This is a genomic window from Rhodovulum sp. BSW8, from assembly GCF_003314725.1.
Taxonomy (GTDB): Bacteria; Pseudomonadota; Alphaproteobacteria; order Rhodobacterales; family Rhodobacteraceae; genus Rhodovulum; species Rhodovulum visakhapatnamense.
This window is the reverse complement of sequence record NZ_QNVX01000006.1, coordinates 104534-128364: the sequence shown is the minus strand read 5'-3', so window position 1 is coordinate 128364 and position 23831 is coordinate 104534. Positions and strand designations below refer to the sequence as shown.

Annotated in this window: 25 protein-coding genes and 1 pseudogene; 7 read left to right on the top strand and 19 right to left on the bottom strand. The window is 67.5% G+C overall.

Annotated elements, in window-relative coordinates:
* Positions 1-69: 69 nt before the first annotated feature.
* A complete protein-coding gene (locus DSD19_RS05745; RefSeq protein ID WP_113668874.1) occupies positions 70-1011 on the bottom strand; it encodes a phage tail tube protein in 942 nt (313 codons plus the stop codon).
* A 24-nt stretch (positions 1012-1035) separates the two neighbouring features.
* On the bottom strand, positions 1036-1455 hold the full coding sequence (locus DSD19_RS05740; RefSeq protein ID WP_113668873.1) for an acyl-CoA transferase: 420 nt from the start codon (positions 1453-1455) through the stop codon (positions 1036-1038).
* Between the two features lie 87 nt (positions 1456-1542).
* Between DSD19_RS05740 and DSD19_RS21385 the strand changes: the two genes are divergently transcribed.
* Positions 1543-1920, top strand: coding sequence for a hypothetical protein (locus DSD19_RS21385; RefSeq protein WP_133260367.1), 378 nt, complete (start codon positions 1543-1545; stop codon positions 1918-1920).
* A 45-nt stretch (positions 1921-1965) separates the two neighbouring features.
* Here the strand turns inward: DSD19_RS21385 and DSD19_RS05735 are convergent, their stop codons facing one another.
* Positions 1966-2598 (bottom strand): DUF6441 family protein, encoded by a 633-nt coding sequence (locus DSD19_RS05735; RefSeq protein WP_113668872.1) that lies wholly within the window; start codon positions 2596-2598, stop codon positions 1966-1968.
* Between the two features lie 5 nt (positions 2599-2603).
* Positions 2604-2918, bottom strand: coding sequence for a hypothetical protein (locus DSD19_RS05730; protein WP_113668871.1), 315 nt, complete (start codon positions 2916-2918; stop codon positions 2604-2606).
* A 15-nt stretch (positions 2919-2933) separates the two neighbouring features.
* Between DSD19_RS05730 and DSD19_RS05725 the strand changes: the two genes are divergently transcribed.
* Entirely contained in the window at positions 2934-3779 is an 846-nt protein-coding gene (locus DSD19_RS05725; protein WP_113668870.1) for a hypothetical protein, read from the top strand.
* Between the two features lie 4 nt (positions 3780-3783).
* On the opposite strand, the gene DSD19_RS05720 is transcribed toward DSD19_RS05725, so the two are convergent.
* Genes DSD19_RS05720 through DSD19_RS05690 form a run of 7 tightly spaced genes read right to left on the bottom strand, consistent with a single transcriptional unit; the run spans position 3784 to position 10489 of the window.
* Positions 3784-4797, bottom strand: coding sequence for a major capsid protein (locus DSD19_RS05720; protein ID WP_113668869.1), 1014 nt, complete (start codon positions 4795-4797; stop codon positions 3784-3786).
* Positions 4798-4822: 25 nt separating this feature from the next.
* Positions 4823-5188, bottom strand: coding sequence for a head decoration protein (locus tag DSD19_RS05715; protein WP_113668868.1), 366 nt, complete (start codon positions 5186-5188; stop codon positions 4823-4825).
* Between the two features lie 4 nt (positions 5189-5192).
* Positions 5193-6215, bottom strand: a complete 1023-nt coding sequence (locus DSD19_RS05710) for a head maturation protease, ClpP-related (protein ID WP_165828054.1) — start codon at positions 6213-6215, stop codon at positions 5193-5195.
* A 4-nt stretch (positions 6216-6219) separates the two neighbouring features.
* The gene (locus DSD19_RS05705) at positions 6220-7740 is read right to left on the bottom strand and encodes a phage portal protein (RefSeq protein ID WP_243627728.1); all 1521 of its coding nucleotides are present in this window, start codon (positions 7738-7740) and stop codon (positions 6220-6222) included.
* Positions 7741-7743: 3 nt separating this feature from the next.
* Positions 7744-7959 carry a phage head-tail joining protein gene (locus tag DSD19_RS05700; protein WP_113668866.1) on the bottom strand — a complete coding sequence of 72 codons (216 nt, stop codon included), beginning with the start codon at positions 7957-7959 and terminating at the stop codon, positions 7744-7746.
* Positions 7960-7962: 3 nt separating this feature from the next.
* On the bottom strand, positions 7963-9957 hold the full coding sequence (locus DSD19_RS05695; protein ID WP_113668865.1) for a phage terminase large subunit family protein: 1995 nt from the start codon (positions 9955-9957) through the stop codon (positions 7963-7965).
* Positions 9905-10489, bottom strand: a complete 585-nt coding sequence (locus DSD19_RS05690) for a hypothetical protein (RefSeq protein ID WP_113668864.1) — start codon at positions 10487-10489, stop codon at positions 9905-9907. The genes DSD19_RS05695 and DSD19_RS05690 overlap by 53 nt, the downstream gene beginning before the upstream one ends.
* A 112-nt stretch (positions 10490-10601) precedes the next feature.
* On the opposite strand from DSD19_RS05690, the gene DSD19_RS05685 reads away from it, so the two are divergent.
* The 3 genes from DSD19_RS05685 (at position 10602) to DSD19_RS05675 (ending at position 12542) form a co-directional block, all read left to right on the top strand.
* A complete protein-coding gene (locus DSD19_RS05685) occupies positions 10602-10874 on the top strand; it encodes a hypothetical protein (RefSeq protein ID WP_113668863.1) in 273 nt (90 codons plus the stop codon).
* A gap of 96 nt (positions 10875-10970) precedes the next feature.
* Positions 10971-11558: a DUF3489 domain-containing protein gene (locus DSD19_RS05680; protein WP_113668862.1), complete on the top strand. Its 588-nt coding sequence runs from the start codon at positions 10971-10973 to the stop codon at positions 11556-11558.
* A gap of 117 nt (positions 11559-11675) precedes the next feature.
* A complete protein-coding gene (locus DSD19_RS05675) occupies positions 11676-12542 on the top strand; it encodes a sulfite exporter TauE/SafE family protein (RefSeq protein ID WP_243627726.1) in 867 nt (288 codons plus the stop codon).
* Here the strand turns inward: DSD19_RS05675 and DSD19_RS05670 are convergent.
* The 7 genes and pseudogenes from DSD19_RS05670 to DSD19_RS05645 form a co-directional block, all read right to left on the bottom strand.
* The gene (locus DSD19_RS05670) at positions 12520-12786 is read right to left on the bottom strand and encodes a hypothetical protein (RefSeq protein ID WP_113668861.1); all 267 of its coding nucleotides are present in this window, start codon (positions 12784-12786) and stop codon (positions 12520-12522) included. The two genes, DSD19_RS05675 and DSD19_RS05670, sit on opposite strands and share 23 nt — an antisense overlap.
* Positions 12783-13193, bottom strand: coding sequence for a hypothetical protein (locus DSD19_RS22235; protein WP_243627729.1), 411 nt, complete (start codon positions 13191-13193; stop codon positions 12783-12785). Before DSD19_RS22235 ends, DSD19_RS05670 begins: the two co-directional genes overlap by 4 nt.
* 121 nt (positions 13194-13314) lie before the next feature.
* Positions 13315-13809 (bottom strand): annotated as a pseudogene (locus DSD19_RS22230) (DNA cytosine methyltransferase); the annotation flags it as partial.
* 13 nt (positions 13810-13822) lie between these two features.
* Positions 13823-15160 carry a site-specific DNA-methyltransferase gene (locus tag DSD19_RS05660; RefSeq protein WP_113668859.1) on the bottom strand — a complete coding sequence of 446 codons (1338 nt, stop codon included), beginning with the start codon at positions 15158-15160 and terminating at the stop codon, positions 13823-13825.
* A gap of 424 nt (positions 15161-15584) precedes the next feature.
* On the bottom strand, positions 15585-16037 hold the full coding sequence (locus DSD19_RS05655) for a DUF6362 family protein (protein ID WP_113668858.1): 453 nt from the start codon (positions 16035-16037) through the stop codon (positions 15585-15587).
* Positions 16030-16230, bottom strand: coding sequence for a hypothetical protein (locus tag DSD19_RS05650; RefSeq protein ID WP_113668857.1), 201 nt, complete (start codon positions 16228-16230; stop codon positions 16030-16032). The genes DSD19_RS05655 and DSD19_RS05650 overlap by 8 nt, the downstream gene beginning before the upstream one ends.
* Complete coding sequence (locus DSD19_RS05645; RefSeq protein WP_113668856.1) at positions 16227-16748, bottom strand: crossover junction endodeoxyribonuclease RuvC; 522 nt, start codon at positions 16746-16748, stop codon at positions 16227-16229. Before DSD19_RS05645 ends, DSD19_RS05650 begins: the two co-directional genes overlap by 4 nt.
* 732 nt (positions 16749-17480) lie before the next feature.
* Between DSD19_RS05645 and DSD19_RS05640 the strand changes: the two genes are divergently transcribed.
* Both DSD19_RS05640 and DSD19_RS05635 read left to right on the top strand, forming a co-directional pair.
* Positions 17481-18689: an ATP-binding protein gene (locus tag DSD19_RS05640; RefSeq protein WP_113668855.1), complete on the top strand. Its 1209-nt coding sequence runs from the start codon at positions 17481-17483 to the stop codon at positions 18687-18689.
* Positions 18679-21207 carry a S8 family peptidase gene (locus DSD19_RS05635; RefSeq protein WP_113668854.1) on the top strand — a complete coding sequence of 843 codons (2529 nt, stop codon included), beginning with the start codon at positions 18679-18681 and terminating at the stop codon, positions 21205-21207. The genes DSD19_RS05640 and DSD19_RS05635 overlap by 11 nt, the downstream gene beginning before the upstream one ends.
* 25 nt (positions 21208-21232) lie before the next feature.
* On the opposite strand, the gene DSD19_RS05630 is transcribed toward DSD19_RS05635, so the two are convergent.
* A complete protein-coding gene (locus DSD19_RS05630) occupies positions 21233-23824 on the bottom strand; it encodes a VapE domain-containing protein (RefSeq protein ID WP_113668853.1) in 2592 nt (863 codons plus the stop codon).
* Between the last annotated feature and the right edge of the window lie 7 nt (positions 23825-23831).

The window sequence follows — 23831 nt, the reverse complement described above, 5'->3', positions numbered from 1 at the left end:
CCGCCGCTGTCCGGCATATTTGAGGTGCCGGACAGCGGCTCCCGTATCGCACGGGAACCGGGGGTATTCTTAAGACAAGGTCTCCACATCGTTCACGAGGGTTGCTGTGCACATCCGGCCGACGACGCTGTCGCGGGCCGCCTGCCAGTCGAAGGTCGCCTGCACCCCCTGCGGCCCGGAAATCTCGATCCGCGGGCGCGGCAGGTAGACGGCGTGCACGGTGAAGGCGAAGCTCTCGCCGGACGGCAGGACGTAGGCGAACTCCATCTCGCAGGCCTCGCCATTGATCGCCTGCGTCACCAGCGTCTGGTCGGCGAAGCGCACCTCGATCCGGCCGGTGAGCGCCGCGATGGACGGGTCCGCCCCGTCGATGCGCCCGTCCGAGCGGATGGTCTCGATCCGGTCGAGGTTGTTGGCGTAGGTGATCTCGGCGGAGACCACATTGCCGAGGGCGCTGCCATTCCGGCTGATCGCGCCGTTGAAATGGCCGAAGCGCTTCAGCTCCAGCGCGGTAGGTGTTCCGGCGCTGGTGGTCGTTCCGACCGTCTCGCCCTGCGCCACCAGCCGCGCCGTTGCGGTCAGGAGGCCCGAGCGCTGCATCTGCCAGGTGACCTGGTCCAGAACGCAGCCGGAATACATCGCATAGCGCGGCACTTCGGGCATGCCGGTCTCGATCGACATGCTCGGCAGAGTCCAGGACCCCGACTGGAACTCGTGCGTCCAGGGACCGATGCCGGTCGTGGTCGGCGCCCCGAAGGCCGCCTTCAGCCAGAAGCCGAAGGCCTCCGCGTCGAGCGGGACGACGACATCGCCGTCTGCCGTCACCGCATCCTTGATCGGCGCCAGCGGATCGCGGCCGTAGCCTAGCAGTTCCGAGTTCAACAGCGGCTGCTCCGCGCCGAGCGACGTGCTGGCGAAGGGCATGCGGGTGAAGCCGCTGGCGGGCGGCGTTCCATAGGTCGTCTCGAACGCAAGCGCCATCAGCGCCCGCGCCCCCTGGGCTCGTGCCATGGTGTTCTCCTCGGGTTGTCGGGATCAGCCGAGCGGGTCGGCCGTTGTGTAGTGAAGCACCACCGGGATCACGGCGGCCTTCAGGCCGGCCGCGCCGTCAACCGGCAGATCGACCGGCCGCGGCGCTTCCGCCTCCACCCAGTCGCAGACCCCGCCCAGCGTCCGGTCGGCGGCGAGCGCCGTGCCGATGCTGGCGGTCAAAGTGTCGAAGGCGGTGTCACGGTCGGCACCCTGCACGACCGCCTCAATCTCCACCCGGTGCTGGTAGTGATAGGCCAGCGGCGACAGCGTGACTTCGGGCTCCCCAGGCTCGCCGTCGCGCAGGATCAGCAGTCCCTCGGTCGGGATGCGCTCGGGCAGTACCTCGCCCCGCAGGGCCGTGGCGGGCAGCGCCGAGAGACGCGTGTGCAGCGCGGCGAGGATGGTTTCACGTGGTGTGGGCATATCTGTCACGCGACTCCGCGCTTGACGTTTGTTTCGAGGGTGTTTGGATTAATGAAGGCCGCGCGGAACCAAGCGGTGGGAGGAAAGATGCTGCTTGATCCGCATAGACTCGAAGAACAGCTACGAGCGGCAACAGCCATCGATGCTGCCGTCCGCGACGCCTATTTGACCTTTGCCCATGCTCATTTTCGTGGCGGGACCACGGTGCGCCCGGCCGGACATGGTTACATAGAACGAGAACTTCGTTTCGAAGCCAAGGGCGACTGGCTGTTTTCAGCGGTCCTGAATCAGAAGTGGGTCCTGTGGTACTTTCGGAAGCCTGCCTTGAATGCAGGGCTTATTGATCCGGGCAAGACCAAAGAGCGCTTTCCCGCTTCGGAAGAAACGTCACGCGGGGAAATCAAGCTTCGCGTTCGTAGTTCGCCAGAGGCACTTGCTGTGTTGAAATGGGTGGGCGCTGAATAATGCGCTCCGTCGAGCGTCCGGCGGTTTCTTCCAATGGTTGCGCACTCATCCAAGCCGCCCCTCAACCCAATTCGCCACGATCAGACCCGGCACCCTGTCCAGCGCCTGCCCGGCGTCGCGATCCAGATCGAGCCGCTTTGGCAGCTTGACCTGCGGCACCAACAGGAAGATCGGCGCGGTGACCTTTCCGCGCCCGGTCTTCGAGCGCGACACAACCGCCTGGCCCTTCGTGTTCAGCCGCCCCTCCGCGACCAGCAAGCTCGGTCCGGTGCGGCGGTAGACGAAGCGCAGGCGCAGGCCGCGGCGGCGCTCCCATTCGCCGGGCGTGATCCTACCGCCGCGCAGGGACTTGCCCGCCGCGGGCAGCGGGATCGCCAGCCAGAACCCGTCCTTGGAGCGGATTAGCGGACCGGTGTCATGCGCGCCCACGATGACCGGCGCCTTGGACCAGACCAGCGCCGCGGCGTTCAGGCTCTCGCCGGCCTTCGGGTAGGTCTGGCTCCGGATCGAGTTGGCGAGCCGGCGTCCCAGCCCCGCGCCGGTGATCTGGCTGCGCCAGGCGGTCTTCAGCCCGGTGCCCGCTTCTCGCATGGCGGCGGTGACGGCCTTCTCGCCGGCCTTCACCTCGGCGGCCATAGCGGCGACGAGGTCCGGCGTGATGTCGAGCTTCAGCTTCATCGCGGTCAGGCCGGGCGCAGGTCGACATTCCAGACGAGCCGCTCGCGGTCGCGAACGGGTTCGCCCTGGATGAGGAAGGCTTCGCCGTCGATCTCGATCCGGTCACCGGGACGCGGGTTGGCCACTTCGGAAAGGCGCAGATCGAGCCGGAAGCTCTCCGACCAGATCCGCGCCTCGCCGAAACTGGTGACGTCGTCGGGGCGCCGCAGGATGGCGCGGACCAGCGACGGCGCGCCGCCCTCAGCGATGTAGACGATGTCGCGCGCGAGATGCGCATCCGCGAAGAGCGCGTCGAGGGCGGATGCGAACGCGCTGGTCATGGCTATACTGCTCCCATGAAACAGGAATCGATTTCAGAGCGCCCGACGAGGGTCCGAGCCGTTCAGGCGCTGTCAGAGGCGTTCATGCGCCAGCACCCGGACACGTCCCTCGACCCGAAAGGCTATGCTGCAGATTTCCGCGACACCCTTCTTCCGCAGGTGTTGCCGGAGGATTTCGAAGCAGACCTGTCGTCCGGAGACGGCAATGAGCTGCAGACCAAGTTCCGGGCAGCGCATTCTTCATCCGGGCTGGCAGTCAACTGCTTCGCGCCGTTTCGGAGCCGGATCGCCGACCTCGCCATGCCGATGGGTGCCGGTTTCGACGATCTTCTCTTCGAAAGGAAATGCCCCACCGGACTCCGCGGCGGCCGCGCTCCCAACCTCGACGTCGTGCTGTCGGGCCCCGGCGGCGTGGTCGGGATCGAGTCCAAGCTGACCGAACACCTGTCGGCCCACCGGGCTGAATTCTCGCCCGCCTACGAGGAGCAGATCAGGGACGCGCGGCGCGACCAAGGATTCTTTCGCGAAATGCTGCGCCTCCGGGATCGCCCGGACCATTACACCTGGCTCGACGCTGCACAGCTCATCAAGCATGCGTTCGGTCTGGCTCGGACCTTTCCAGACCGCCCCGTGACGCTGCTCTATCTGTTCTGGGAGCCCGCGAACCCGGATGCCGGTCCCGAGTTCGTGGCCCATCGTGAGGAGATCGACGAGTTCAGGGCGCGCGTGGCAGGATCATCACCGGTGTTCGAGGCGATGAGCTATCCGGAACTCTGGCGCTTCTGGCAGGACACCGAACCGACCGACTGGCTAGTCCGGCATCTCAGCGATCTTCACGCCCGATACAGCGTCACGCTCTGACCCGTCAGGTCCGTCGTGCCGAGCGCAGCACCTGCGGGCGAGTGCAGATAGGCAGCGGGTTGCTCTCGATCTCCAGCCGCACCCATTCGTCGCGGTCCCGGTCGGGGATCGTCCGGGCATAGAGCGGCTGGCCCAGCGTGTTCACCGTCTCGAAGGTGTCGGCCGGGGCGTAGTAGATCTCGAAGAGCCCCTCGATGCCTTCGGGATAGAAGTACGCCTTGTCGGTCGGGACCGTGAAGCCGACCCCGCCCCGGTAGCGGCGGAAGGTGATGCCGCCGAAGCTGACCTCGTCGGCGACACGCCCTCGCAGATCGGCCGCGGCGGCGGTATTGAGATAGGTCTCCCGCACCTCCTTGTGGGCCACGAGATCGGCGAAGAAGGCCGAACCGCATTCGGCGCGGACCTGCACGGCGCCGGCCGAGAGCCCGCCCATCGACTCCTCGACGCTCTCGATGAGCGCCTGGCAGCGCTTGCGCAGCGCCCCGGAGGCCGGGCTCGCGTTGTCGAGGTCGAAGTCGATCTCGGCCGCAGGCGTGATACCGAACTCCGTGAAGTAGTTCACCACCGTGGCGTGGTCTTTCGGATCCTTCACCAACCCCTGGATACCGTTCAGGAGGTGGTATTCGAAGGTGGTCTCGGCATCCTGGCGGAGTTTGCGCAGCCGATACGCGACCTCGGTCTGCACCTGCTGGGTCGCGCTCTCGGAGCCGAAGTCGCGGACCGACTGGATCTCGGAGGCCCAGAGCACGTCCTGCTTCTTGAACTGGCGGCAGACGAAGGCGCGCATCTCGCGTCGGTCGGGCACCTGCTGTTCGTAGGCCGAGCCGCGCTCGGAGAACGGAATGAGCGACAGCGTGCCGTCGCGGCTCTCGATCACGACGGTGCGGGAGCGCACGCCGCGCGGGCTGAAGAGGGCCGAGCCCGAGAGCAGCGCGGGCTTGTAGGGGATGTTCTCGAGCGCGCGCGTGAGCTCGACGATGGTGAAGGCATCGCCTTCGAAGATGTCCATGGTGGCCATGAGGATGCCTCCTGCAGGGATTGGGTCAGCGGACGAGGATGCCCGCAGCGAGGAGCGCGGCGTGCGCAGCCGCGATCTCGGCCTCGCTGGGCGTACCGGCGAAGACGAGATCGTGGCGATTGACGATGGCAGGCCCGCGAACGACCGCGACGGCCGGCGCATCGCCACCGGACGCATCCGCCGTGCCCCAGAGCACGGCGACGGCGGTCTCGGTGCCGTCGACGGCGGCCGGGTCGTGGGCGGCGTACTTACCCGAGGCGGTGATCTTGCCGAGCACCGTGCCGGGCTCGAGCGTGCCGGCGGCGACTGTGATCGTCTCGCGGGTGTAGTCGCGGAAGGCTTCCCAAACGAGCAAGCCGCCGGGGTGCGTGGCCTCATTCAGCGTGGTCATGGTGTCATCCTTTCAGCTTGAAGGTGCGGGCGACGACCTCGCCCCAGGGGCGCGCGGCCGAGGACCGGCCGGGCTGCGGGTGATGGGGCGCGATCTCGGGCTCAGCCTCGGCCTTGGCGGCGAGGAGTGCCGCGCGCACCTCGGCGAGGCTCGCGTTCTCTTCGAGGAAGCGGCCGGCCATCTGCGGCTGGCCCGCGAGGCGGCAGAGGTCGACGACGGCCCGGGCGTGGCCGATGGCCTCGGCCCGGATCACGGCAGGATCCGGCGGCGCGCCGCTGGGCGGTGGCGTCTCGGCCGGCGGCTCCGAGGCGTAGGGAACGGCCGGATCGTCCTCGGCGTCGGAGACTTCATCGTTCTCCGCGGTCTCTGTGTCGGCAGTTTCCGCATCGGTCGCGGCGTCGTCGATTTCGCCGTCTGGCTCCGGCTCAGCCTCGATCACTTCGACCAGCACCGGCGGCGCATTGCGGAAGCGCCCGATGTCGAAGCGCGCGGCGATCCGGACGGGCTCGATCAGCCTGTCGGCGAAGCCCTGCGCCACGGCGTCGGCGGCGTCGAACCAGGTCTCGGTCGCCATGAGCGCGGAGACCTCCTCCGGCGTCCGGCCGGATTTCGCGGCGTAGCCCGAGACGAGGCTGCCCTTCACCTTGTCGAGCGCCTCGGCCATGGCGCGCATGTCCTCGGCCGTCCCCATCGCGAGGCCAGCCGGGTCGTGGATCATCAGGAAGGCGTTCTCGGGCATGACGATCTCGTCGCCCGCCATCGCGATGTAGGAGGCGGCCGAAGCGGCGATGCCGTCGATCCAGACCGTGACGGTGCCCTCGTGGCGCTTGATCGCGTTGTGGATCGCGACCGCGTCGAAGACCGAGCCGCCGGGGCTGTTCAGCCGCAGATCGACGGGCGTGCCCTCGGGCAGCGCGCCCAGCTCCGCGAGAAAGCCCTTCGCCGAGACCCCGTAGGCGCCGATCTCGTCATAGATCGCCACTTCCGCACCGGTCCCCCGGGCGCGGATCGCATACCAGCTTGCCATGTCGTCACTCCTGTTCGGTGGCCGGATCGGTCGCCGCGGCGCCGTCGTCCGTATCGTTGCCGGCGCCATTGTTGGGCTCGGCCCGCGTTGCAGGCGTCGCGCGGGCGCCCTGCGTCTCGCCGGGACTCGTGCGGTAGCGCAGGCCGAGAACTGTCGCGCGCGCGGCGTCGGCGGCGTTCTCGCGGTCCACTTCCTCGACGTCGTAGCCGGTCGCCTCGACCACCTTGCGCCGCGAGGTGATGCCAGCCTCCATCGCCAGGACCTGCGCCTGGATGTCCTTCAGCGGATCGACCCAGTCCCAGCGCGGAGGGATCCATTGCACCGGCCGCACCGTCGCGGGATCGGCGTCGAGCGCGCCCGACAGCACCGCCGTCTCCAGCCAGCACTGCCACACCGCGCGGCAGAGCTGGTGCACGATCACGCCATGCTGCAGCTGGCCGATGCGGCGGCGGAACTCGACGAGCTCCGCCCTGAGGCTCGAGTAGTTCGCCTGCCGGACATCGCCGGTGACGAGGTGATAGGGCAGCCCGAGCGAGGCGGAGACCGCCAGCAGCGTGCGGTACTGGAACGCCTCATAGCCGCCGCCGACATCCGCGGGCGAAGAGAATTTCACGTCCTCGCCCGGCAGCAGCACCTGCATCGTGCCGGGCTCGAGGCTCGCAATGGCCGTGCCGTCGAGATCCGCCTCGGCCTCCCCCATCATGGGCTCTTCCGGCGCGGTCTTGGTGATGAAACCCGCGAACATCGCCGCGGTCTTCTTCCGGTCGAGTTCGGCGTCGTCGTACTGGTCCAGGAGGAACAGCCGCACCATCGCGGGTGCGATATGCGGGAGTCCCCGGATCTGGCCCGCGTCGATGGGGCGATAGATGTGCAGCACATCCGCCGCCGGCACGCGCACCGTCTCCGGGATCACTGCGCCCTGATCGGTGCTGTCGCCCGGATGGCGCCGGCGGAAGTGGTAGGCCACGCGCCGGCCGATCGCGTCGAACTCGATCCCGCAGCGGATGCGGTTGCCGTTCGCAGCCGTCTCCGTCTTCTCGAAGGGCAGCATTTCCGACTGGAGAAGCTGCAGCTGCAGCGGCACCAGCAGACCGTCCTCGGCCCGGCGTGGGCGCAGCCGGACGAAGCATTCGCCGGCCACGAACATCTCGCGCGCGACCATGGCCTGCAGACCGTAGAAATCGGTCAGCCCATCGGCATCCGCCTCGTCCGTCCAGGCGAGCCAGAGCTTCTGGACCTTGTCGCGCAGCGCCGCATCCGTGATGAGCGAGGACGGTTTGATCCCGTCACCCACAAGGTTTGCGGCAAAAGCCTCGCAGGCATTGGCGGCATAGCCGTTGGTCACCACAAGTTCGCGCGAGCGCGCCAGCAGTTTGGGTCCACCTGATGCGACCAACGCGTTGATGTTCTCTAGCGGTGGGTTCCATCCCCGCAAGCGCCGCTTGGCCATGGCGCCTTCGAGACGAGCGCGCACGGCAGCGGGGCCGCGGGTCGGGCGATGGCGGAAACGGTCGAAGAGGCCCATGGATCAGAGCCCCTTCGCTGTCATCACGCGGACCTGCCGGACGATCCGACGCCCCTCGGCCGCGGCGATCTCGCGATCCAGCGCTTCGATGGCCCGGTCGATCTCGGCGACGCTGCGATAGTCCACGGTCTTGCCGTCGTAGCTGACCCGCGCCACGCCCGAGGACCGCTGCGCGGTCAGCGCGTCGCGGCGGGCGCGGAGCTCTGCGGCCGTGGCCATGGATCACCTCATGTAGTTCGAGCGCACCGTGCGCCGGCGCTGCATCGTTCGTGTCGGGACGGCCGGCGCCGTTGCCGGACCGGGTTCGGATCCGTCCTGCTTCGCCACCCCGAGCTGCGCTTCCAGATCGGCCCACCGCGCCTCGGGCCACCGATCCGCCCCGAGGATCCACGCGGCCGCGCGGGCATAGACGCGGGTGTCCAGCGCCTCGTTGCGCTCGCGGAGCTTCTGCCATTCGAGCCGCGTGAAGCCACGCTTGCCCTTCACCGTCACCAGCTGCTCGGCGGTCAGCTGCTTGAGCCATTCGCCGTCCGCCCAGTCCGGCAGGTGGATCGTGCCGGGCGGGCACAGCGCGCCCGCCACCTGTTCCTCTTTCGTCGGCCGGTCCTGCCGCAGGAAGCGATAGGTCTCGGCCTTGAAGGTCGACGTCGCCACGGTCCAGAGCCTCGCCCCGCGCCGCAGCCGCTTGCCGGCGATGGTCGCGTCGACATAGGTCGGCCCGGTCACCGGGCTCGTCCGGGTGAACCCCTCGACGCCCTTCACCGGCGCAACCTGCGCGAACCCTACCTGGCGCGACCATGCATAGACCGCGCTGGTCTCGTAGCCTGTATCGATCGCGAGCCGGGCGAGCGCCATCGGCTGACCCGACGCATGCGTCCAAGTCCGTCCCAGCAGATCCGTCAGCTGCTGCCAGCAGGCCGGATCGCCGGGCCCGCCTTCGAGCACGAGATGATCGACGAGCCAGCTTTCCAGCCCGCGGCCCCAGGCCCAGAGGTCGACCTCGATCCGGTCCTTCTGCACGTCGGCGCCCGCGGTCAGGAACAGACCGCGCTCGGGCACCGTGCCTGGGGACCAGGCTTCACGCCGGTCGGCTAGCCGCTGCCAGTCGGGCGCTTCGCCGGTCTCCATCCAGGTCTCGCCGAGGATGGTGTTCCGGAACGCCCGCATCGCCTCGTCGCTGCCCCGTGCCGCCTCATGCGCCTGCGCGATCCGCTGCCAGCTGAGCCAACCCACCGGCGAGTAGAGCGCCGACAGGTGGTAGCCGACCGTCGCCGGATCGGCGGCCGTGGCGGTCGCACGCCACTCGCCGCGCTCGAGCATCCTCGTCTTGTGGTGCTCCGCGATCGGCCGCTCGCAGCCCTCGCAGAGATACTCGGCCGTCTCCGGGCGCCTTTTCTTCCAGCGCAGCCGTTCGAACTTCAGCCATTGCAGCGCGTCGCAATGCGGGCACGGCACGAAGAACCGCCGCTGGTCGCTCGCCTCATATTCCCGCTCGATCCGGCTCAGCCCCCGGATCGTCGGGGTCGAGACCAGGAAGACCTTGCGCCGGTGTGCGAAGGTCAGCGACCGCGCTTCGGCTAGCGTGACCGGGTCGCCTTCCTCGTCGGCCGAGGCGGGATAGGCGTCGACCTCGTCGAGGAAGATGTACCGCGCCGGGGTCGAGCGCAGCCCCACCGCCGAGTTGGCCCCGGTCATGATCAGGATGCCGCCGGCAAACTCCTTCGACAGCATCGTGTTGCCCGCATCCCGCGAGCGGGCGGGCTTCACCCGCTCCCGCAGGTCCGGGCTCTCGTCGATCAGCGGGTCGATTCGCTGGCGCGAGTTCCGCTTGGCCAGTTCCACCGTCGGCTGGACCGCCAGCATCGGCCCCGGCGCCTGGTGGATGACGAAGCCGATCCAGTTGTTGCCGGCCTCGGTCGCGCCGACCTGCGCGGCCTTCATGAACACGATCCGCTGCGTGGGATCGCCAGGCGAGAGCCGGTCCATGATCTCGCGCATGTAGGGCGTGCGCGCGGTCCGGTACTGCCCCGGCTCGGCCGAGGCGCGCGAGGCGAGTTTCCGGTGGCGGTCGGCCCAACTCGAGACGGTCAGGTCCGGGTCGGGACGCAGGCCCCGCGACCAGGCGCGGATCAGCGCGGCGGCGCCGTCGAACCCGAAGACGTTCTCACCCAAGCCCGGGTCGGATCTCCGCGAGGCTGTCGAGCTGGGCGCGGACATGGGACTCCAGAACCTTCTGCATCAGCGCCGCCTCCACCTCGCACCCGTCCCCCAGCGCCGCGGTGAGTTCCGAGGCCATCAGCGCGGCAACCCGCGCCGGCCACGTCACCCACGCATCGCGCTCGTCGCGCGCGAGCCGGAACATCAGCGTCTCTGCCCGCGCACGGTCGACCAGTTCCCCCTTCAGCTTCTGGAGCCGGATACGCCGCTCCTGCGCCTTCAGCACCTCGTTCGCGGTCTTGGCCTGCAGGAACGTGGTGCCGCCGCCGACGGCCGGGGAGTACAGCCCCTGTTCGCGTAGTGTGTCGCCCACGGCGGCGACGGCGGCCTCGGGCACGGGTTTCAGCTTCGGCGCAGGCGGCTTGCGGGTCTTCGACGGGTCCGTCGTCTCCGCCCGCCGCGCGTCGCTGGCGACCGCGTTGATGCTGCCGTCCTCGTGCAGGACGAGCCGACCGGCAGCCTTCGCCTTCTGGATCGCGCCGCGCGACAGCCCGACATGGGCGGCGTACTGGCGCTCGCTCATGCCCCGCATCGCCAGCCCCGATTATCATTCAAAGTCAGATGCTTATGCCGTTGATAAGCCTCGCGGATAGAGCGAACGTCCATCCCACGAGGACGATGCAACTCACCAAGGAGCCACCACGATGACGACCCGCCTGAACCCGATCACCACCCCGCGCTTTGAGGCCCGCGCCGAGAGGGCGCGCCGGAACAAGGAAGCCGCGCTCGCGGCCTTCATCGGCAAGAAGGCCGAGATCGACGAGAGGCTCGCCCGGCTGCAGGCGCTGAGCGACGACCACTTCAGCGCCCACCCCGACGAGATCAACTGGGGCCATGTCGGCATCCTCGAACACTACGCCAGCCTCCTGAAGCGCATCACCGACAGCGCTTTCGGCGAAGGCGAACACGCCCGCTGATCTCCGGCGCTGCCGGAACTCCCGCCGCGCGCCCTGCGCGGCTCGGGGTCGTAGGAGGGTCGCGACGGTCGCGTCCCCGAAACCGGAGACCCCCAGATGACCAAGCTTTCCGACACCCAGCTCGTGATCCTCAGCGCCGCCGCGCAACGCGAGGACCGCAACGTCCTGCCGCTTCCCGGCTCGCTCCGCGGCGGGGCCGCCACCAAGGTGGTCGGCGCACTGCTGAAGCGCGGGCTGATCGCCGAGACGGCGACCGACAGCCAGACCAAGGCCGACGCCGCCCTCAACCGGATCTGGCGCAACGACGAACACGGCCGCGCCATCCTCCTGCACATCACGGACGCGGGCCTCGCCGCCATCGGCGTCGAGTCGGAAAGCCGCGACAGCGCGCCCACGTGCGCCGACGAAACGCCGAGCGCGGAGCCCACGCAGGACGCTCCCGCGGAGGCCGACCCCGCGCCCAAGGCGCGCACACCGCGCGCGGGCACCAAGCAGGCAAAGCTGATCGAGATGCTCCGCGCCGACGGCGGCGCGACCATCGACGAGATCGTCGCCGAAACCGGATGGCAGCCGCACACGGTCCGAGGCGCCTTCGCCGGCGCGCTCAAGAAGAAGCTCGGGCTCGAAGTCACTTCCGAGAAGATGGATGGCCGCGGGCGGGTCTACAGCCTGCCGCGCGACTGACGCCGCACACCGCGAAGGTCTCGATGCCGCCGTCCCGAATGGGGCGGCGGTGCTTCGGTCGAACGGCGGTCACGGCCGTCAGCCATCGTAAGGCTGCGCCGGAAAGAGCTTCCCTCCATGGGGCCAACCGATCACGTGCTGCACACCGGCCCGTTTCCCTTTAGAACCCGGCACATGACGCAGGAGAGTACAGCACGGGAATCGGGGCGACGTCTGCCGGAGGCGTTTGCGGCCGGCGCGGTGATCGGCACGCTTGGCGGGCTCATCGGCCTCGGCGGAGCCGAGTTCCGGCTGCCTCTGCTCATCGGCCTCTTCCGCTTCGCTGCCCTCGAGGCGGTCATCCTCAACAAGGCGGTCAGCCTCGTCGTGGTCGCGACGGCGCTGATCTTCCGAACCGAAACCGTGCCGGTGGACGCCATCCTTGCGCACTGGTCGATCGTTCTCAACCTGCTCGGCGGCAGTCTTCTGGGCGCGTGGCTCGGCGCCGGCTGGGCAACCCGCATCGCCACCGAAAGCCTCTACAAGGTGATCGCCGCGCTGCTGGTCGTGATCGCGGCAGCCCTTGTCTTCGGCCACGACGTCACGGCGGGCGAGCCGCTGCTGAGCGGCGTCGGAAAGGTGCTGGCCGGCCTCGCCGCAGGGTTCGTCATCGGCGTCGTCGCCTCGCTGCTCGGTGTCGCCGGGGGCGAGTTGCTGATCCCGACGCTGGTTCTTCTCTTCGGGGCCGACATCAAGCTGGCGGGATCTCTGTCGCTCGCCATCAGCCTTCCGACCATGCTTGTCGGCTTCGCCCGCTACAGCCAGGATCGCAGTTTCTCGGTCCTCGCACGAAACCGCGCCTTCCTCGTCGTCATGGCGGCAGGGTCGATCCTCGGCGCCTGGATCGGCGGGCGCCTGCTGGGCATCGCCCCCGGCGAGATCCTGCTGCCGATGCTTGCCGCGATCCTGCTGGTTTCGGCCGTCAAGGTGTGGCGTCACCGTTGAGACCGCCGCGAGCCGACCCTTCGGACGTCATCCGCACCCGGATCGTCTCGAACACCCGCCGCAGGGCGAAGGATCGTGCGATGCTCACCAGCGTGAACACCGCCCCCATCTTCAGGTTCTGCGCGAGCGTCGTGTGCAGCCCGAATACCGGGAAGATCAGGATCTGCGTCAAGACCGCGACGCCGTAGCCAACCGCCACGTTCGCGACCGCCTCGACCAGCGACATGGCCCGGCTCTGCTTCATCGTGCCCCCTCATCCATCGGCCAGCAGTTCAGCTGCCAGAGTTCGCAGCGCATGCGCCGCGACCAGAGGGACCACGCCGTTGCCACAGAGCCGAAGCCGGTCCACCCGGTGGGCCAGCCCATCAGCGCCTCGACGAACAGCGGGTTCAAGGTCCGGGGCGTGTCGCAGGAATGCGCGCCAGCCATCGGCGTCACCAGGACCTGGCGGCCAAGCAGCCCGTTCACCGGCGTGTTCGCGAGGCTCGTCGCCCCGTCTTTGTGATCGCGCGCCGTCGGCGTCATCCAGAGCCGGGTCGCGTCGCAGAGCGTGGACCCGTCGTTGCGCGGGCGCGCCGTCTCGCTGCGATTGCTCGTCGAGTTCCGCGTGCCCTTGCTGTCGCCCGCCAGCGGCGTCGGCCAGAGCCGCATCATCTCCGTCCGGTTGCCTCCGCTCGAGCGGGTCCCCGAGCAGGCGCGCGGGGTCGGCCAGGTGGTCGCGCTCGCGGTGGGCGAGGATGAAGAGCCGCTCGCGCCGATGGGGCGCGCCGACTTCCGCCGCCGTGAAGAGGCCCGCCGCAAGGCGGTAGCCCATGCCGACCAGTCCGCTGGCGACTTCGGGGAAGCCGAGGCGGAGATGATGGGCGACGTTCTCGAGGAACACGAAGGGCGGCTCGCATTCGCCAATGACGCGGGCGACATGGGGCCAGAGGTGCCTCGGGTCGTCCGCGCCCCGGCGCTTGCCCGCGACGGAGAACGGCTGGCACGGATAGCCCGCAGTGACGATGTCCACCGCGCCGCGCCACGGGCGGCCGTCGAAACTGGCAACGTCGTCCCAGACAGGCGCGTGATCCAGGGACGCGTCTTCCATCCGCGCCACGAGGATGGCCGCGGCGTAGGCATCCCGCTCGACGTGACCCACAGTGCGATAACCGGGGCATGCGAGGTGCAGCCCGAGGTCGAGCCCGCCGGCGCCGGAGCAGAGCGAGAGGCCGAACAGGCACGCGTCGCCGGCTCCGGCAGGCAGGCCGGCGGAAGGTAGAGCCACGCCATCCACGTCGTCAGGCCGCGTGGGCCCCCTCGGCAGCGGCCGGAGTCTCGCCCAGCCGCTCGGCCTTCACCTCGGCGAAGGTCCGACCATCGCCGTCGAGGATCGCGTCGCGGCCGGTCTCGGCCTGCCAGCGTTCCACGGCGACATCGACATAGGCCGGGCTGATCTCCATCGCGCAGACGCGGCGGCCGTTGGCCTCGCCCGCCATGATCTGCGAGCCGGAGCCGGAGAAGGGCTCGTAGCAGAGGCCGCCACGGGCGACGTGCTGGCGCATCGGGATGCCGAAGGCGTCGAGCGGTTTCGGCGTTGGGTGATCGGGGCGCTCGTCCTTGGCGAAAGACGGCATCTCCCATGTGGACGGCAGCGTCTGCTCCGCCACCTTCGGCGGCCGGTTCGGGCGGCGCCAGCCCATGAAGCAGGGCTCGTGCTTCCAGAGGTAGTGCGAGCGGGTGAGAACCCCGCGGTCCTTCACCCAGATGATCTGCTGATGGACGAAGGCGCCGGCCTTCTCCCAGCAGGCCTCGAGCATCGCCTGGCGGCGCGAGGCGTGCCAGCAGTACCAGGCGGCATCCTCGGTGATCGCCTCCGCAACCGCCGCCTCGATGAAGCCGTCGTAGAGGTCCGCGCCCTGCGAGCTGTCGTCCCAGGTCGTGCCGTAGGAGGCGGACCAATCCTTGTTCCGCGTCGGATGGTTCGAGCCGTCGTAGTCCACGAGATATGGCGGGTCGGTGGCGAACAGCACCGCGCGCTCGCCGTTCATCAAACGACGCACGTCGTCGTGGTTCGTGCTGTCGCCGCAGAGCAGCCAGTGGTCGCCGAGGATCCACAGATCGCCCGTGCGCGAAGCCGGATTGCGGGGAGGCTCGGGGATGGTCACCGGCGGCACCGAGCCGCCGGCGCCACCTTCTTCTTCACCGCCCCCGTCCGGATCGAAGGTCAAGAGCTTGTCCAGCTCGCCATCCGAGAAGCCCACCAGCGACAGGTCGTAGTCGTCAGCGAGCAGGTCCTGCAGCTCGGCCGAGAGAAGCGCCTCGTCCCAGCTGCCGAGTTCCGTCAGCTTGTTGTCCGCGATCCGGTAGGCCCGCCGCTGCGCCTCGGTCAGATGGCCCAGCACGATCACCGGCGCCTCGGTCAGTCCGAGCTGCGTCGCAGCGAGTACGCGCCCGTGGCCCGCGATCAGCTCGCCGTCCTCGCCGACGAGGCAGGGTACCGTCCAGCCGAACTCGGCCATGCTGGCGGCGATCTTCGCGACCTGGTCGGCCCCGTGCACCTTCGCGTTCTTCGCGTAGGGCTGCAGGCGCGCAAGAGGCCAGGTCTCGATCCGCTCGGGGGCGAAGGCGAGGGTCATGAAGGTTCCTGTCGATGGTCGATCGGCATCCGCCGGGTGGACTCCGGCACGGCGGGGTGCACCGGTTTCCGGCTGGACTCCGGCATCCGCTGGGTATCCACCCCGGGCGGCCGGTCAGATGTTTGAATTCACGAGGGTTTCGTGGCGTCGCGGCTGGACGCTGGACTCCGGTGGCTTCCCAAAAATCCGGCCCTGTCGCTGGCGAAATATCGCGCCAAGCCCGCCAGCATACGTTCCGGCCCAGAAAGGAACCGAAAAACAACGGCTTGGCAGCCTGGACCCCGGCTGGACCCCGGAAGCCAGCCCCGGTGTCCACCTCGGGATCAGCGCCGGTCCGTCCGAGCGCACGACCCCGAGTATATCGCCATGGATAGCGTCAGAAGGGCGATCCGTCTCGCCGTCCGGTGTCTCGCCGAAAAGTGTCTCACGCGCCCGTCGTGCCTTGACAGGCTCGGTGCGACGCGTGCGCCACCACGAACTCCATCGACCGCTTCTGCGGCACGCGCCTCCCGTTCAACCGCCAGACGATCACGGCTATCCCGTACTGCCAGCGACGGTTCGCGGTGGCACGGCTGATGCCCAGCTCCCAGCAGATCGGTTTCCACGGTTTCCGGTTCGCCCGGAGCCAGAGCAGGCGCGCATCGGCGGGATCGAGCCAGCGCAGCCAGAGCAGAGCATCCTCGGCCTGCGTGATGTCGCGCGGGCCGGGTTTGGGCCTGCGGGTTCGGGGCTCCTGGCCGACCTTGTCGGCGAAGCTGTGGAAGTACTCGGGCCAGGCGTTGAAGTAGCCCTGCGGCTTCACCTCGGGCAGCGACCGGAACACGTCGGCCGCGCTCTCAAGGCGGTCCTCGACCATGGTGGGCGCCCACTCAGCCATTCGCGGCCTCCCGGCCGCCCGCCCGAGGTCCATACAGCTTCTCCCCGAGCTGACGGACCAGCTCACGCTCCGGCCACTTCAGCCGGTCGTCGTCGACGGAGACGGCGAGCACGCCTTCGTCATGCCAGCCATCGCGCTTCACCTGATCCGGATCCCGGCGCGTGCCGCCGTAGCCTTTCGGGTACCACCTCATCCCAGGCCCCCGTTCGTCTCGATCGCCCAGTGCAGGATGGCAATGGCGTCGGCCTCGTTGTCGTCGGCGGGCGAGAACCCTCGTGCTCGCGCCGCGGCGATCATCGCCTCCTTGGGCGCGTTGCCCTTGCCGGTGGCGTGGCGCTTGATTGTGCCGACCGGAACACCCTCGTACGGAACGCCGCGCAGCTCGGCCCAAGAAGTCAGGGTTGCCATCAGTCCGCCGTAGATGTGGGCCGCGTCGGTGCCAGCGTGGCGGCGCACCTCCTCGAACCAGATCGCGGCGATGGGCCCGGACAGACGGTCGAGTTCGGTCAGCCAGTTGGTGAAACGGAGGTATCGCATGCCGCCGCCGTCGAAGCGTCCGGGACGAAAGCTGACCGTACCGCTGGTGATCAGTCCGTCATGGCTGCGAAGCGCCCAGCCGGTCGTGGTGCCGAGATCGAGGGCGAGGATACAGGACCGGGAGATCGCGCCCGTTTCGGGGCTCAGGTCCTGCGCGGGGATCGGTGTGTTCATCGTGAAGGCTCACAAGCTGTGGGCCTTCGGCTTCGGTCACCGCAAGATGTAGCATCCGGCGGTCCCCGGCCAAAGCGAAAACGACCAGGGACGACGCGGCGGGCGAAGATCGACGCGCTGCCCGTCCCGGTCCCAACCTCCGAGCGCGTGGTCCCAACCTTCGAGGGGGTTGGGGCAACCCTTTATTGTTTTACTCCAATGGCTTGACCGGATGTGGTCCCAACCTCGGTGTCCCCAACGGGGGTCCTTCTCTTTTCGTTTAGAAAAACATGTTCCCGACCTTTTCCGTTCTCCCACATGAATGTGTAGCAAAAGGTTGGGACCACAGGGTGAGGTTGGGGACACCGTTGTTTTTGAACGTCTTTTCGTGTCCCCAACCCCCTCGGGAGGTTGGGACAAGGTTGGGACCACCGGGGAGGTTGGGACAGAGCGCCGTGACGAGAGCCGAGCAGCGACTGAAACGCTGAGTGAGGACGACAGGGTGGGCGGAGAAAGCGGTCTGATGGCAGCGCGGTACGAGAACTGGCAGTGGGCCCGCCAAAGCGGTCGTCGCCCGCTTGGCAGCGTCACCGAACGCGAGGCGCTCACCATCTTGTCCAGAGTCCGATCAGGATGGCTGTGGTGTCGATATTTTTTCAGGCATCGCAGATAATTTTTTGGATTTTGCCTTGTAGGCTCGAGCTACCAGCGATATGAATCGGCAACTAGCAAACCTGATGGTGGATTTTCGACATGGAGCACTTCGCGGTCATCCAGAGCATCGTTCGGGCCGGTCTGGCCGGGGATCCGGAGGCTGTGGACAAGCAGGTGCTGCGTCTTCGTGAGCGCCTCGAGAAGGCCGGAGCGACGAAGGAAGCCGCCACGTTAGAGCGCTTGCGCGCCGCCGCGCGCGACACACAGGAACTAGCTCCGAGCCGCGTAGAGATGTCGCGCGGCCATATCTCCGGGGAAGTCCTCGAGCAGGGAGTTAACCCGCCGATCGATAGAGAGACCGGGGCCCGGTTGTGCACAGTTGATTTTCCGGGTCGGGACGGCCTGGCGCCCGTTTATAGGGCAGTAGTGTCAGAAACGGTCGAGGGTCTGCTGCGGGAATGGGCCAGCGAGGCCGCGCTGCAGGAGGTAGGTGTGTCGCCCACGCGCTCTCTGTTGATTTATGGGCCGCCTGGTTCGGGTAAGACCATTACCGCCCACTATATCGCCGTCCGGTTAGGATTACCTCTGGTCGTGGCACGCATCGACGGCCTGATATCATCGTTTCTGGGCACTACCGCGCGCAATATTGCGAACCTGTTCGACTTCGCCAACCGATACGCCTGCGTTCTGCTGCTGGACGAGTTCGACGCGCTCGCGAAGCTCCGGGACGATCCGCAAGAGATCGGCGAGATCAAGCGCGTGGTCAACACCTTGCTGCAGAATCTCGATCAGCGGCGCAACTTCGGAATCACGATCGCTATTACGAACCATGACAAGCTCCTGGACCCAGCCGTTTGGCGTCGCTTCGAAACGCATCTTCAACTCGGCGAGCCGGACGAGCCCGCCCGCGAAAGCCTGATTGCGCGGTTCCTCCAACCGCTCGAACCGCCTGCCTCTACCCTCAGGGTATTCTCATATTGTCTCGCGGGGTGCACGGGGGCCGACATCGAAAGAGTGTGCACGGCCGTGAAACGGACGCTGGCGCTCAGCGGCGAATCTCATGACGGGCCAGGATTGTTCCGTGCCTTGAGTTCTGTACTAGCCCGTGCACCGCAGAACGATCATGTGGCGGCCCGCATCCTCGCCGTCGATCAAGAAGCTTTTATCAGCCTGATCGCGAATGATGGTACGCTTTCGCTCAAGCAAACCGAAATAGGTGAGGCGACGGGGTACGGCCAGTCGCGGGTGAGCGACCTCAAGAAGGCGAAGCGCCATCTGCCACTGCTGGAGGCGTCGCATGCCCAATAATCCGGTTCAGATCATCCTGAACGATCGAGATTTTCATCAGGCGCCCGATCCGGGACAGCCGCCGCGGAACAAGGATTTTTTCGAGGACGCGGACAAGGCATTCGTCGCCCACAAGGACTCGCTGCTGGCCGCAATCGACTGGATCATCGACGAGATTCGGGCGAGCCGTTATGGTCCTGCGGCGTATCTGAAAATCCAGATGCGCAACGAAGCACTGGCAAAATCCTATCGACCTGTATGGTGGCTGTTCAAGCCCGACCAATTCCCGTGTGTAGGGGCAGACGCGGTCGGAACGCTCTATTTTCGAGCTCCGTTGATCTACCTGAAAGCTCTGCGACAGCGCATCGAGCAGGCTGAAGCCTCCGTCGAGACAAAGTATCGGAGGGTTGACAATAAGCCTTACAAGGCGCCGACCATCGCGCGAGCAGAAGTCGGCGCCATCGAGACCATCGAAATCGCACCTCCCGAGCAGAAACGTGCATTTTCTACCGCAGCAGCACTTGCGGCGCTCGAGGATCCTCGGGCAGTCTCCGGCTATCAGGTCGAACTTTTCGAGACGCCTGCCGAACGGGTGATCGCCGATGACCCGCTCGGACGGATCGCATTACGGCGCTCACTTGAGCGGCTGTTATTGTCTCTCGGCCTGGGTGCGCGCAGTTATCTCGCCTTTGAGGTTGGACGAACCCCCGTCCTCGAAGTTCAGCTGACCACACAGCCTGTCGACGCTCTGATCGACAATCGAGGAGGTGTGGCTGGAAGCGACTCAGGCCAGGAAATCAGCCTCTCTTCGATGGACCGAAATCCGGAACGACACGAGGCGACCCTGACTGCGCTCCAGAAGCATCCTTTGGTGCGTGCGATCTTGCCACCTGTTCTGCTCGAGCTGACAGACGACCGTTCAAGTTCTGATGCCACTGCCGCGGCCGAACCGGTTGCCATCCCCGTTCCGGAGGGCCGATCGACTTACCCGATCGTGGGTGTCATCGACTCCGGTGTGGCGCCGGTTCTTGACGGCTGGGTTGCGGGACGGTTCGATTATCTATCGTCAGGAGAATATGACGCGGTCCACGGCACGAACGTCGCCGGACTCCTGACCATTGGGCAAACGCTCAATAGCGTTGACGTCGCGCCCGAGGCGAATGGCTGCCGTCTCTACGACATACCCCTGTACCCTAACGGTCCGTTCATGGCTCGTTATCGTCGAGGTTTCTCCGACTTCCTAGAGGAGATCGAGCAGGCCGTCGCAGAGGCGAAGAACGAACATGGCGTCAGAGTGTTTAATCTCTCCATAAACGCGGTCGCGCCGGTCGAGCGGCACCGGTACAGTATCTACGCTTCTCGCCTCGACCAGATCGCAGATACCTACGGCGTGGTCTTCGTGAATTCTGCCGGGAACCTGCCACCCGCTCAGGCGCGTTCCGCCTGGCAGAAGCGTCCAGTCGACGTCATCAACTATTTCGCGTCACGAACCTCACCCGACACGATCTTCAAGCCCGCCGAGAGCGTCAGGTCGATCTCGGTCGGCGCACTCAATCCTCCAAACACCAATCAGATTGCCGACGCGCCGACCGTTTACACGACGCGCGGGCCCGGTCTCCAAGTTGGTGTCAAGCCCGATGTCGCGTGCTATGGCGGAACAGGAGGGAGTGGGCCCGGAAAGCCCACCGGGCTTGCGTCATTGTCTCCTTCGGGCGGCAGGCAGAGCGTCGTCGGCACGAGTTTCGCCGCGCCGCTGGTTGCGCGTACGTTGGCAGGCCTCGACACCGCTACCGAGGGCGGCTTGTCTGTCGAAGCGCTTCGGGCAATGTTGCTGCATCACACGGCGATGCCCGAGCCACTGACGAAGCGTGGTCTCAAGGACATTGGCCGGCAATTCGCGGGTTTCGGCAGGCCGCGAGCCGTCGCCACGATGCTGGAAACGGACGACCACCAGATCACGCTGCTTTTCCAAAGCCGCCTTAGCATTGGCGAGAAGAAGCCGGTCATACTCCGGTTCCCGTTCAGTTGGCCACAAAGCCTTGTTACAGACGGACGCTGCTCAGGCCTCGCCAAAATCACGCTCGTTTACGCACCACCGCTTGATCCAGCCTTCGGTGCCGAGTTCGTCCGCGTCAATCTTGAGGCATCGCTGAAGCAGCGTCAGCCGGAGCCCGCTTCCGATGGCAGTGTCCGCTTCACGAACCAGATCGCGGCCCGCTACCTACCCAAGTCAACCAATCTCGCGATACCCGAGAAGGCGCTCATAGACCACGGCCTCAAATGGTGGCCCGCCAAGCAGTATGAGAGCACATTTGTTGAGAAAGGAAGCTCGTCGCAATGGCGTCTGGAGGTTACTAGCCTCGTTCGTGCTGAGGCGCAGTTCCCCGCGGAAGGAGTGCCTTTTGCAGTACTCTTGACCCTAGCAGACCCAGACGGCAGCCACCCGGTTTTCCAAGAAATGCGGCAGTGGCTCCAAGCGAGCACTGCGGTAGCACAGGATGTTCGAACGGTAACGAGGCTGCGACCACGCGGTCGGTAAGGGCCGGTTGCCACCTTTCTGAGGCCTATCCCGTACCTCGCCGATATCGCCACTCGCGTGACGCCTCGCGCCCGCCCTCGTCGCGCCGTCGGTACCGCTCCCAGCCGTTCGCCTTGAGGTAGGCCGAGACGCGCATCTGGTCCCCGCGCGTCCAGCGCGCGGGTTCGAGCCCGATGGCCTCCTCGAGGATCTCACCAACCGACACATCCCGCAGCGACTCCGGGCGCGGCACGCTCTCGGTGCGGGAGTTGCCATAGTCGGGGAAGCCATCGGAGACGGTGCGGATCTCGTGCGTCAGCCAGTGTTCGATCAGGTCGTCCCAGGCGTCCGACTGGTAGCGGCGGTCCTGTTCCTCGCGGGCCTCATCCAGCAGGGCCGGATCGTTGATCCACCAGATCGCGCCGGCGCGGAAACGGTGGACGGCCTCGGCCCAGAGCTGGTCCCGGTCGCGCGCGAGCGCCGCGATGTCGATGGCCCCGCAGCGGAGGGGCCAGAAGCGGCGGTTGCCGGTCTCGTCGCGCAGATAGGTGTCGGGGTTCACGGTGCCGGCGAACACGCACTGCCGGGGCACCTCGACGGTGTAGCGGCCGTAGGGCGGGCGGAAGCGGTCGGTGGTGCGGGTCAGGAACGCCTTGATGCGCGAGACCTCGGCGCGGCCGATAGCGTCGAGTTCGGCGATCTCGACGATCCAGACGCCCTGCATGTGCAGCGCCGCGTCCTTCGAGCCGAGTTCCGGCAGTTCGTCGGTGAACCATTCCTCGCCGGCCAGCACCTTGATCGCGGTGGACTTGCGCGCGCCCTGCGGCCCCTCGAGGATCAGCATGTGGTCGGCCTTCACGCCGGGTCGGTAGATGCGGGCGACGGCCGAGATCAGCCAGAGCGCGCCGATGGTGTGATGGAACGCGGTGGGTTCGGCGCCGAGATAGGTGCTGGACCAGGTCTCGATGCGGGGCGTGCCGTCCCATGTCAGGGTGTCGAGCCAGTCGCGGACGGGATGGATGCGCAGCTCGCGGGCGACGGCGCCGACGGCGCGGCTCACGACCACCGGCGCGACGTTGATGCCGCGCAGCTGCAGCCATTCGGCGGCGCGGATGTCGTCGGCGTCCTCCCAGGAGCGCGGGAGGGAGGCGATTCCGGCGTCCCACGGCAGCGGCTGGCGCACCACGATCTCCTGCCCGAACTCGTCGAAGGCCAGCACGCCGGCGAAGGCCGGATCTGAGGTCAGCGCGACGATGACGTTGGCCTCGTTGCGCTCGGGCGCGCCGGCCAGATCGAGCCGAAGGCGCCTGAACCAGGCGGGCTTCGGGATCGGCGCGTGCGGATCGCCGGTGGCGTTCACACGGCGACGAAGCTCGGCCAACTGCTGGGTCAGCACCGACATGCCGATCCCGGTCGCGGACTTGATCCGCGCGATGACCTGCCGCTCGGGCAGCGGGTCTAGCTTCGCCAGCGCGATGCGCCCGAGCAGCGTGGACAGCGCTTCGAACTCGGGCGGGTTGGTCAACGCCTCGGCCGCGGCGATCAAGGTGGCGGGATCGTCGGCGGAGGCGACAACGGGGGTGGCCGTCTCGGCGTCGATGGGGTCTGCGGCCTGCTTACTCGCTGTCGCGCCTGCCGGGCGCGCGTAGTCCTCGGCGCGAGCGCCTCGCAGAAAGTCGTCGTTGAAATCGTCGCCATGCAGCGGCGCAACGATCTCGTTCGGGATGTCGGCCCGGTTCAGGCGGTCCGAGAGCGTTGCGGCCGCCTGACGGCCGGCGTCCCCAGCATCGGCGTAGATGGTGACGCGCCGGGTGCCCTCGGGCCACTGGAACCGCGCCAGACCGTCGGCCGACAGCGCTGCCCAAACCGGTGTGCCGAAGAGCGCGTGGGCAGCGAGCGCCGTCTCGATACCCTCGGCGATGCCGATGTGGCCGTCCTCGGACATCGGGAAGAGCCGGACCACGGCATCCTTCACGCTGCCGAGCATCTTCTTGCCCGGGGGCGCCTTGGCGCTGCCGTCATCGAGCAGGAACGTGCGGTGGATGCCCGGTGCGCGCTCCCCGTCCGGCAGCCGCACGATCGCGATCAGGCCGGGCCAGCCCCGGCAGCTGTCGAAGTCCGGGAGATCGGGGTGGAACAGCAGGTCGGGCGATCCGGGATCCGACAGCCCGCGGGCGTGCAGGTAGGTTTCGCCTGGCGTGCCCGCGAGCGGTACCGCCCCGCCGACAAGACGCGCGATCTCGGCCGAATGGTCCGGGCGTGCGCGCATGGTCGACGACGGCGCTGACCGCGGCGCGGGATGGTCTATCCCCGCCAACCGCGCCGCCTCGTCGAAGAGCGCGCCGTCGCAGAGCCCTGTCGCCTGCGCGATCAGGTCGATGGGACCGGCCCGCTCGCCGGTGGCGTAGTCGAAGCCCCAGCCGGCATAGGGTCCGTCGAGGTGGATGGTGCAGGATCCCTCCTTGCGCGGCGGGCGCCCGGAAAGGTCCGCGCAGCGCAAGGAACGGCGGTCGCGCGCGAGCCGTGCCTCGGGAAAGAGCCCCGGCAGCCAGTCGGCCGCGGTGCATGCCAGCCGCTCCTTCACCGCCGCGAGATCGTGCCGGGTCTTCGCGACTGCGATGTCGTTGAGGTCGATCATCGCGCCC